The sequence below is a fragment of the Desulfosporosinus sp. OT genome (genome assembly GCF_000224515.1).
Taxonomy (GTDB): domain Bacteria; phylum Bacillota; class Desulfitobacteriia; order Desulfitobacteriales; family Desulfitobacteriaceae; genus Desulfosporosinus.
Window position 1 is genome coordinate 1 of sequence record NZ_AGAF01000084.1, and the last position, 9,645, is coordinate 9,645.

The 9,645-nt window shown below is 40.8% G+C and carries 8 protein-coding genes; all 8 read left to right on the forward strand.

What is annotated here, in order from left to right:
• The first annotated feature begins 1,022 nt into the window (after positions 1-1,022).
• Positions 1,023-1,379 (forward strand): DUF4188 domain-containing protein, encoded by a 357-nt coding sequence (locus tag DOT_RS07530; RefSeq protein ID WP_242833791.1) that lies wholly within the window; start codon positions 1,023-1,025, stop codon positions 1,377-1,379.
• Between the two features lie 151 nt (positions 1,380-1,530).
• Positions 1,531-1,698, forward strand: coding sequence for a hypothetical protein (locus tag DOT_RS07535; protein WP_009616567.1), 168 nt, complete (start codon positions 1,531-1,533; stop codon positions 1,696-1,698).
• A 521-nt stretch (positions 1,699-2,219) separates the two neighbouring features.
• On the forward strand, positions 2,220-2,624 hold the full coding sequence (locus DOT_RS07540; RefSeq protein WP_040411548.1) for a hypothetical protein: 405 nt from the start codon (positions 2,220-2,222) through the stop codon (positions 2,622-2,624).
• Between the two features lie 102 nt (positions 2,625-2,726).
• On the forward strand, positions 2,727-3,437 hold the full coding sequence (locus tag DOT_RS07545; RefSeq protein WP_009616570.1) for an alpha/beta hydrolase: 711 nt from the start codon (positions 2,727-2,729) through the stop codon (positions 3,435-3,437).
• Between the two features lie 759 nt (positions 3,438-4,196).
• The gene (locus tag DOT_RS07550; protein WP_009616574.1) at positions 4,197-5,711 is read left to right on the forward strand and encodes an HlyD family efflux transporter periplasmic adaptor subunit; all 1,515 of its coding nucleotides are present in this window, start codon (positions 4,197-4,199) and stop codon (positions 5,709-5,711) included.
• Between the two features lie 37 nt (positions 5,712-5,748).
• Complete coding sequence (locus tag DOT_RS07555; RefSeq protein ID WP_009616576.1) at positions 5,749-6,474, forward strand: ABC transporter ATP-binding protein; 726 nt, start codon at positions 5,749-5,751, stop codon at positions 6,472-6,474.
• Positions 6,471-7,688: an ABC transporter permease gene (locus DOT_RS07560; protein ID WP_009616578.1), complete on the forward strand. Its 1,218-nt coding sequence runs from the start codon at positions 6,471-6,473 to the stop codon at positions 7,686-7,688. The genes DOT_RS07555 and DOT_RS07560 overlap by 4 nt, the downstream gene beginning before the upstream one ends.
• Positions 7,689-7,831: 143 nt before the next feature.
• Positions 7,832-9,511 (forward strand): cell wall-binding repeat-containing protein, encoded by a 1,680-nt coding sequence (locus DOT_RS07565; RefSeq protein ID WP_242833792.1) that lies wholly within the window; start codon positions 7,832-7,834, stop codon positions 9,509-9,511.
• The last annotated feature ends 134 nt before the right edge of the window (positions 9,512-9,645 follow it).

A 9,645-nucleotide genomic window follows, 5' to 3' on the forward strand; every position in this document is an offset into this window, starting at 1 on the left:
AAGATAACTACTGTTGATCGATATTCACTTTCCTAATCAAGAGTGTGGATCTAGGCGAAATAAGCTTCAACTCACCAACGGTTACCCGTTAATATAACGGTTAATATAAATCTCATTTTTTCTTATTCATTATCCTCCTTCACTCCCCCTCCTTGTGAGGGGATTTCTTTTACAAATAAATAAAGCCTCAGCATTGCTGAGGGCATTAGATACCTAACTGATTTGTTATGTATCGCTCTTACCGGAAGGTGGGGGCTTTTTGTTATTGGGACTCCATTTACCAAATTTTGTACAAGCGCTATGCCATAATGAGAGGGTATACAGTAGGGTGGTTTTGGAGGCTAAAATTCTTCATAGGTAAGTTGTTTGATGTCCATACGATAACCCTCTTATAACTCTTTTCATTAACTTAGAGATGTTATTTGGTAAAAGGTTACGCCAAAGTGGATAAAAATTTGTCAATTATCAAACAAATTTACCAGCTGTCCTTGAATCTTCGAGATCAGAGCAGGAGTAGCTGATGTGTTCTTGAAAGGATAATGCATATCGGGGATTTGGTAGCCTAATGTCTGCAGGTGGCGTATAGCCATTTCCTCAGTGATCTGAGATACATAGGTATGTTTTGGTTTGGGGGCTATTTTGTATAAGTCATAATTAAACGTCTCGCGCTTATCCAGCATGTGGTAAATGCAATTTAGTAGTGTATGTGCAATAGCAATAATAGCCTTTTTGTGACCTCGGCGTTTCTTAATTTGGTCATAGCAGATTTTAAAATATGTACACTTTTTACTTTTAATTGCAGCATTTGCACACTGAACTAGTAGTGACGGGAATTGTTTATACAAGGATTAGTTTACGTGCTCTATGGACACTTATTTGTTTTTGAAAATAGCAAACGGCACATCTTATAATGCGGGCAGGGTGCTAAACCCTACACCACTTACCTCCCCGTGCTCTGTAGTGTATCTGCTTATCCAATTGGATTATAACCACCAGGGGACACCTTCATAAATTTTTGTGCCTTGAGCACAGCGAAAGGAATGGATCTTATAATGATTGTTAGGACTTGGCATGGAATAGTTCCGCTTGAAAAAGCAGAAGGTTTTAGAATTTATTTACAAAATACAGGTATTGCAGAAGTAAAAGCATTATCTGGAAATAAGGGAGCTTATATTTATAGCCAATCACAAGGTGAATTTGAACATTTTTATATGGTATCCTATTGGGAAAGTATTAGGTCAATCCATAGCTTTACAGGTTCAAACCCCCATATAGCTGTTACTTACCCAGAAGATAATAAATATTGCTTGATTTCAGATCCGATTGTACTCCATCATGAAGTTCAAAAAGTACCATCAGAATTTCCTCTTTATTTGTAGGCAGGTAATAATTCATGTTGGTCAAAATTAAAATGTAAGTTCGCATTGGTACTATAAAAGCACAGGTAAACAATCCGATGACCGGGTTGGATGCTTGTGCTTATTTACTAAACGTGGCTCGGCCTCCTTACGTAAAACAGGGTATGAAATCATGAGATTTATAAAGATTCATAAACCGTCAAAAGACGATGCTGTTTACCAGTATATGCTCAAGAAAGAAACTGAAGGGAAGCCTAAAAAGGTTGCTAAAATCGCTGCGTTAAACAAGTTCTTGCGCATTTATTACGCCAGAGTGAAAGAGGCATACGTGGTGGCGTAATGATTCAAATAAGTTTGGCAGTAGTCCAACTGGCCAGTTGCTGCATTTTGTTCGGGTCTATTTTGTTATACCCATAATACGATGTGTCAGGGTTACCTGATCCGACCCCAAAGAAAGACTTGACATGGGGGCGGTGGATGCTACCCTAAATCAAAGGGATGGGGCTTACCCATGAGGAATGCATCCTATTAGCCACACACCTCGACCCATTGAAGCATCCACCGTGGGGTCCCATGTCAAGTCTTACCCCAGAGTTCTAATAAATGAAGCGAGATTAAATAAGCCTTTGACAATATTTTTTTGATATTTTCCTAAATTAATGCTTGATTTTTATTAGCAGGATTCTTCTTATTAAGCTCGGATATCGTGTATAAATGCCAGCTTGCCATTATCCATAATGCTGTGACGCATTCGTAAGAAAATGCGTAGCAAAGGTTATTTGTATAATTAGAGACAATGAGCTTATTTACGCTTATTCCTAGTGATGAAAAGTTAAATGATGTGGACAGAAAGGGAATTTTATTAATATGGATGTAGATAAAAATGAATTTGATTCAGAATTTTGTAATGTGAAATATATGTCAGAAGACAATATAGTATTTCTTACATGGAAAAGATTCTGTTGCTATGATGACTATAGAAATCCAACAACATTTGCTTTGGAATTGCTTAAGAAATATCCTAATAGTAATTTTGTTGTAGATGCAAGAAACGGATTTGAAGATGAAAAAGGAGATGCAGAATGGGGATTTTCTGTATTGCTTCCAGCTATGTCAAATACAGATTGCAAGAATGTTGTGTTCATCATGAATGAAATAAATGAAATAGAAGAAGAGATAAACATGTGGATGAAAGAATTCATGAAGTATTTTAAGGTGAAGAAAGTTAAATGTTACGAAGATGCAGTCAAGTTCATAGTGGGATAATGAACATCATTAGAAGATAAATTACTTCGCTATCTTCAGATATTGTGACGTATTCGTGACACGAAGTAAAGATTATTATATTTGTTGAAAGAGGAAACAATAATGTTAAAAATTGATTTGAAGATTGAAGGTATTCCAGCAATTTTGTGGGGAGAGCCATCTGATAAAATATTTATTGCTGTTCACGGAAACATGTCCAGCAAGGATGATGATTCAATTGAGATTTTTGCTGAAGAAGCAATTGACAAAGGGTATCAGGTACTCAGTTTTGATTTACCTGAACATGGTGACCGTAAAGGTGAAGGCTATGTTTGCAAGGTTCAAAACTGTGTTAGTGACCTTACAGCCATTGTGGAGTATGTCAAAACTATTTCAAGTAATATAAGCGTATTTGCTTGCAGTATGGGTTCATATTTCTGCTTACTTGCATACAGAGATTTGCCACTTAAACAATGTCTGTTTCTTTCTCCTGTGTTAAACATGGAGCGAATCATAAACAATATGATGACATGGTTCAACGTAAGCGAGGATAGATTAGAAGCCGATAAAGAAATTGAAACACCAATCGGACAGACACTTTATTGGGATTATTACTGCTATGTTAAATCCCATCCGATTGACACTTGGAACAAACCTACTGCGATTCTCTATGGTTCAAATGACAATCTTTCTGAGTTTGATGTGGTTTCCCGATTTGTAAAACGTTACCATTGCAAGTTACATGTACTGGAAGATGGGGAGCACTATTTCCATACTGACGAACAACTGTACTATTTTAGGCAGTGGTTGAGAGATAATATTTTCGCATTTTGAGCATAACGGGCAATTAATAGTTAAGACGTAACATTCCTATAAAACGCAGCATATCCAGTAAAATACAAACCTTCCATTGCCTACTCTACTTCACGTGGCTACTCACTTTAAAAGTCGGCGGAGAAATCCGCCTCCTACTAGAAAGTATATACTTTTTCAGTAAACATTCAGTTAATCCTCAGTCCAGTTTCAGGCTTTTATTGCATAATAACATTATCTTCAGATAAAGCTTTCCACGATAACTACTCGCTAATTAGCGGTTAACATAAGCCTACTTTTTCTCATTCCTTCTAAATCCTTCAGCTTCCCCTCCTAGAGGGGGATTTTTTTGTCGCTTCAACTTGAAGACGGGAATTTCTATATTGCAGTTTCGTTATGAAGCGGAAGGACGAAAATCTGATCCTATGATATGTCAGAGCGAGATCAAGGGAGAGGTGCGGTGGCTTAAGTCGAAGTATGAAATTAACACCTGTGAGTTGACATTCCATACGCATTTGATCATTAAACTTAACACTGAATAAGCGTCATTTTATCAGGTTGGTGATTTGTGGGAATTTTGCAGAATAATCCTCAGTCAACATTCAGCTGTTATTCAGCAGGAATTCATCTTAAAGAAGTATTCTATAGTTGTGGAGGTAGCAAACTTCGAAGCCAGCTTTTGTGTTTGAAATTTCAGGAGCATTAATAGAAAGTCTTATATAAGAAAAACATTACATAGATCGCTATTAATGAACTAATGGAGAAAAAAGGGGAGAGAACATGAACAAAAAATGGGCAATTATAGGAGTAATGGGGATTCTTGCTTTGGGGGGTGTCTATTGGGGTTATAAACATTTTACTACGAAACCTGTCTCGGCTTCTTTTAGCACAGCCAAAACAAAATTGGGAGATGTTAAAAAGGTAATCACCGCTACTGGAACAGTCAATTACCCCCACGCGATTACCTTGACGTTTCCAACAAGTGGAAATTCCTCATCAGCTGGAAAGATCGTTGAACTCAATGTCAAGGAGGGTGATACTATTAAAGCCGGCGAAATTCTTGCCAAGATTGATGAAACGAAGCTAAAAACGGCCGTCTTGGAAGCACAGGCTAATGTAACTACCGCCGAGTCGCAACTGCAAAACTTGAAAGACTCATTTAATGAGAAAACCCGTGCTGAAGCTCAGGCAACACTAGCTGAAGCACAGCAGAGTTTAACGTCTGCCAAGCAAAATGCAGAAACCAGCTATTTAGCTAATCAAGTCACATTGGCTGAACAGAAAGTCAAACTAGCTAGTAATAATTTGGCCAAAGCACAGCAGGGCAGTGATACATCCTCTATCCAATCGGCCCAAACTGATTTGAATGAGGCGATGGAGTCATTAACATCTGCTAAAAATCTCCAAAATGGAGGAGCGGATAAAGCTTTGGTTGCTGCTCAGGCCAATGTTATATCTGCTCAGTACGAAGTTGATCAACAAAACCAGGGCCCAACTGAAGCAGATACTAAATCTGCGCTAGCAAATATTCAAATAGCGCAGGCTTCATTAGCCAGTGCCAAGGCGGATTTAAATGATGCCGCAATTATTGCACCTGTGGATGCAGTCGTTGTCAGTTGTCCGCTTGAACTAGGTCAAGATTCTGACACTGACTCGATCATTACGATCACACCAGTAGGAGATAAGCTTGAAGTTGATGCCTCAATAGATCAATCGGATATTACCCAGTGCAAAGTGGGTCAGAAAGTGGATATTACCCTTGATGCCTATCCCAATGATAGTATCAGCGGGACAGTGAATTCGGTTGCCTTACAAGGTACAACTAGCTCAAACGTTACGACGTATAATGTCACTGCGACAGTAGATCAAAACAGTGACTTGTTGCGTGCAGGTATGAATGCCAATGTGAATATCATTGTGTCTCAGGTCAATAATGTTTTGACAGTACCTAGCGAAGCGATTAAAACCAGCGGTAATAAAACTGGTGTAACGGTTCCAATGAGTTCCGATGCTAGCACGGGGCAAGCTAATTCTAATAGTCAAACTAGCTCCCAGGCTAATAATGCTGTCTCCAGCGCAAATAGCGGCAAAGAAGGAAATGCCCTGGCGAATGTTCGTTTTATTGAAGTAGAGACTGGTCTGGATGATGGTACGAATGTGGAAATCAAGAGTGGTTTAAAAGAAGGGCAAGAAGTCATCACTGCAACTACCTCAACTACCTCAACTACCAAATCTAGTTCTAGTTCAGGAGGATTAATGGGTGGTCCTAGTGCCGGTGGTCCTCCACCAAATTAAGTTGATAGCTTAAACGAATATTGTTAGGAGGATGCAATTGATAAATCTCAAAGGGATTAAAAAAATATATGCTAATGGTGATATTCAGGTTGCCGCTTTAGCTGGGGTGAATCTTCATGTAGGTGCTAGTGAATTCGTTTCCATAATGGGACCATCCGGTTCTGGTAAATCCTCGATGATGAATATTTTAGGTTGTTTGGATACCCCGACAGAAGGGGAGTACTATCTTGACGGAACCGATGTGGCCCAAACCAGTGGTGATCAGTTATCTGTAATTCGCAATCGTAAGATCGGGTTTATTTTCCAGGGATTTAATCTTCTTCCGCGTACAACGGCAGTAGAAAATGTCGAACTTCCCATGCTCTATGCAGGAGTGGGAAGTAAAGAAAGACGAAGCCGCGCCATTGCTGCCTTAGAGTCTGTTGGCCTTGGTGGCCGGGTTCATCACCGTCCGAAGGAACTTTCAGGTGGACAGCAACAGCGGGTAGCTATCGCTCGGGCACTCGTAACAAACCCTTCGATTATCTTGGCTGATGAGCCTACTGGAAATCTAGATAGTCGTTCTAGTGAAGAGGTTATGGCGATCTTTCAGCGACTGCATGACTCAGGAAATACTATTGTCATCGTAACACACGAACCTGATATTGCGGAGTATACTGAGCGGATCGTGCGTTTTCGGGACGGCACTATTGAAGGGGATGAAAAAGTAACCAATCCACGTAAGGCGCGAGTACAGGTTTCTGAGGAGGGAGTTGCCAAGTGAATTTTTTTGAGAGCATCCGGATATCTCTCCGTGCTTTGCGCGCAAACAAACTGCGCTCGATCTTAACGATGCTGGGGATGATTATTGGGGTAGCGGCAGTGATCGCCATGGTAGGCATCGGAAATGGGGCTACAGCTTCGATCACCTCTCAGATTCAGAGTTTAGGTTCAAACCTGCTTACGATTAGCTCGGGGCAGTCAAACTCTGGAGGCATCAGGGGCGGAGCCGGAAGTTCAAATACCATAACTATGACTGATGTTTCTAAAATTCAAATTGGTACAGCTGTGAAAGCAGTTGCACCGGTATCCAGTTCTACTGGGCAAGTGGTTTTTGGTTCGGGAAATACTTCGACAAGTATTACCGGTACGACCCAGGATTATCAAGTTATTAAAAATGTTACTATGGCAACTGGGCGTTTTATTACGGAAGAGGATGTAAGTAACAGTGCTAGAGTTGCTGTCCTTGGCCCTACAGTGATTACAAACCTTTTTGGTGACGAAAATGCTTCAGTCATCGGAAAAATAATTAAAATCAACAACGTACCCTTTCAAGTCATCGGAGTGACAACGGCCACAGGATCAACAGGTTTTATGAGTAGTGACGATATGATTACCGCTCCGATTTCCACTGTCCAAGCACGTTTAATCGGAAAGAAGACGGTTCGCAATATCCTGGTATCAGCTACTTCGTCTGAACAAATGCAAGCAGCTGAAGATCAGATTACAGCGGCATTACATAAAGCCCATAAAATTGCGGATGGTAAAAGCGATGACTTTACAGTTCAGAACCAGGCAGATATGTTAGAAACTATGCAAAGCGTAACTGAAACTTTGACACTGCTCCTAGGCGGAGTTGCTGGTATTTCCTTGCTGGTCGGAGGAATCGGTATTATGAACATTATGCTTGTTTCAGTTACCGAACGGACGCGGGAGATCGGAATCCGGAAAGCAATCGGGGCCAAAGGTGTTTACATTATGATGCAGTTCCTCATTGAGGCAGTTGTGCTCAGCATCTTAGGGGGAGGAATTGGCGTTGTCCTTGGCTTTGGAGGCTCTACTCTGGCAGGGAAAGCCTTAAAGCTAAGTACCAGTATTTCTCTGCCTTCGGTGTTGATTGCTTTCGGTTTCTCAGCCGCGATCGGAATTATCTTTGGAGTCTTTCCAGCCCGTAAGGCCGCTGCAATGGATCCCATTGATGCCTTAAGATATGAATAAGTTCACATCAGAAAGCAAGATTGAGAGGCGGTTCCTGACTTGTATCCTCTGTCCTTAAGAAACGGAAAACGGTTAAGGACACGGAAGAATAAGGATTACAAAAAGCAGATTTGTGTTTTTTAATACAATAAAGAGGTTAGTGCTTGCGTATTAATTTGGGCGATAGAAATTATTTGCCCCGAGAGGAGAAGTTTAATTTGGTGACCAAGAAAAGGATGCGGACGATTATAAGTATGCTGATGCTGGTTTCTTTATTGATTAGTATGATTCCGGGTTTGGCAGTTGCTTCTACAGATACTAATAGTGATGGTGAAACTTATACTACCTTGAGAGGGCTTACATTTGTGACTGAAGAAGACTCCACGCTGATTGTCGGAGAATCATCTACAATAAATGTAAAATTAACCCAGATTCCGGCGAGTAAAGTTTTTACGGGATCAGTCAATGCGAACATTACAGATCCTGACGGTAAAGTGACTCAGTATTCAGCATCTGGGGGCAGTGGTATTTACAGTATTTCGGACGTCACCCTGTATACACCAGGAGATTACACGCTTAAGATTAGTGCTGTTGATCCGGACAAAGGTTCTGTGACAGCAACACTTACGGCCCTCGATGCAGTTGCCGTGGTAACAGATCCTCTTATTATTAACGCGGAAAACTTGCTAACTGTAAAGCTCACTGATTCCGAGGGAAATCTTTTGAAACAAAGGTTAGTGACGGTTGATGGAACGGAAGTTGATGAAGAGACCCAAAGTTATACGACCTTAAATGACGGGACGTTTATACTGAACATGACTCCGACAAAAGCAGGCAATGTCAATATTCTCTTTGGTGGAAAGATCATTCATACAATATCCGTTGGTTCGGCTTATGTAGCGGACAATCGCATCGGTTCACAAACTACTGATAACGTGTCGCTTTCGGTTGAGGTCGCCAAGCAAGGTTGGCATACCGCGACAAATGTAATTTTGGCACGAGATGATCAATTTTCGGATACCCTCACCGCTGCTCCGCTTTCTAAAATGCTCGAGGCTCCTATTCTTATGACTGATTCTGCGAGCTTGGACAATCGGACTTTAGCAGAAATACGCGAGTTAGGTGCTAGAAATATATACATTGTTGGCGGGAACGTAGCAATTTCTCAAGCCGTCGAGGATAGTTTAAGTAAAGAGTTTGCGGTTACACGTATCGCCGGACAACAAGGATATGATACGGCAGCATTGATCTCTTCTCAAGTAGGGACCGATGCTACCAATACCGTATATATTGCCAATGGGCATGCTATACCAGATGCCATCGCGATTAGTGCTTTTGCTGCGGAAGCAGGCAACTCCATTTTGCTGACAGATAGAGATAAATTGCCAGCTTCTACAATTCAGGCATTGACAAATCTAAACGCGAGAAACGTAATCTTACTTGGAGGGACAGCCGTAATTGGGAATTCAGTGGAAAATGAATTACGGGCGAATTACTCAGTCGTACGCTGGGGCGGGTATGATTGTTATGAAACTCAAAACATTATTTTTCAAAATCTTGTCAACACTGAAACTCCGCAGTCACCACTTTACTTTGCATCAGGACTAGTTCGTCAAGATGATGTAACTTCAGGAAAACCCTATGCAGATGCCTTATTAACAGCAGCTTTAGCTAGTAAAACCGGAGGCTATGTGGCAATGATTCCCGAAAATTCTCTCCCTTCAAGCTTAAATTATTACTTAATGTTCAAAAAGGGTTACATTCAAGAGGGGACAGTTGTAGGTAACAATAGTGCCGTTTCAGTAAATTTGGAGCAGCAGATTCAGGAGATATTAGAACGATAGGAGGGGAGATTGTACAAGAACGTGCCCCAATCCTATCGGGAATATGATCTAACCAATCTATATTTAACGATGTAGGAAATAATCATAGAGAACAGAAAATCCCTGAAGGCCAGTTATATTGATATGCTCCCCTT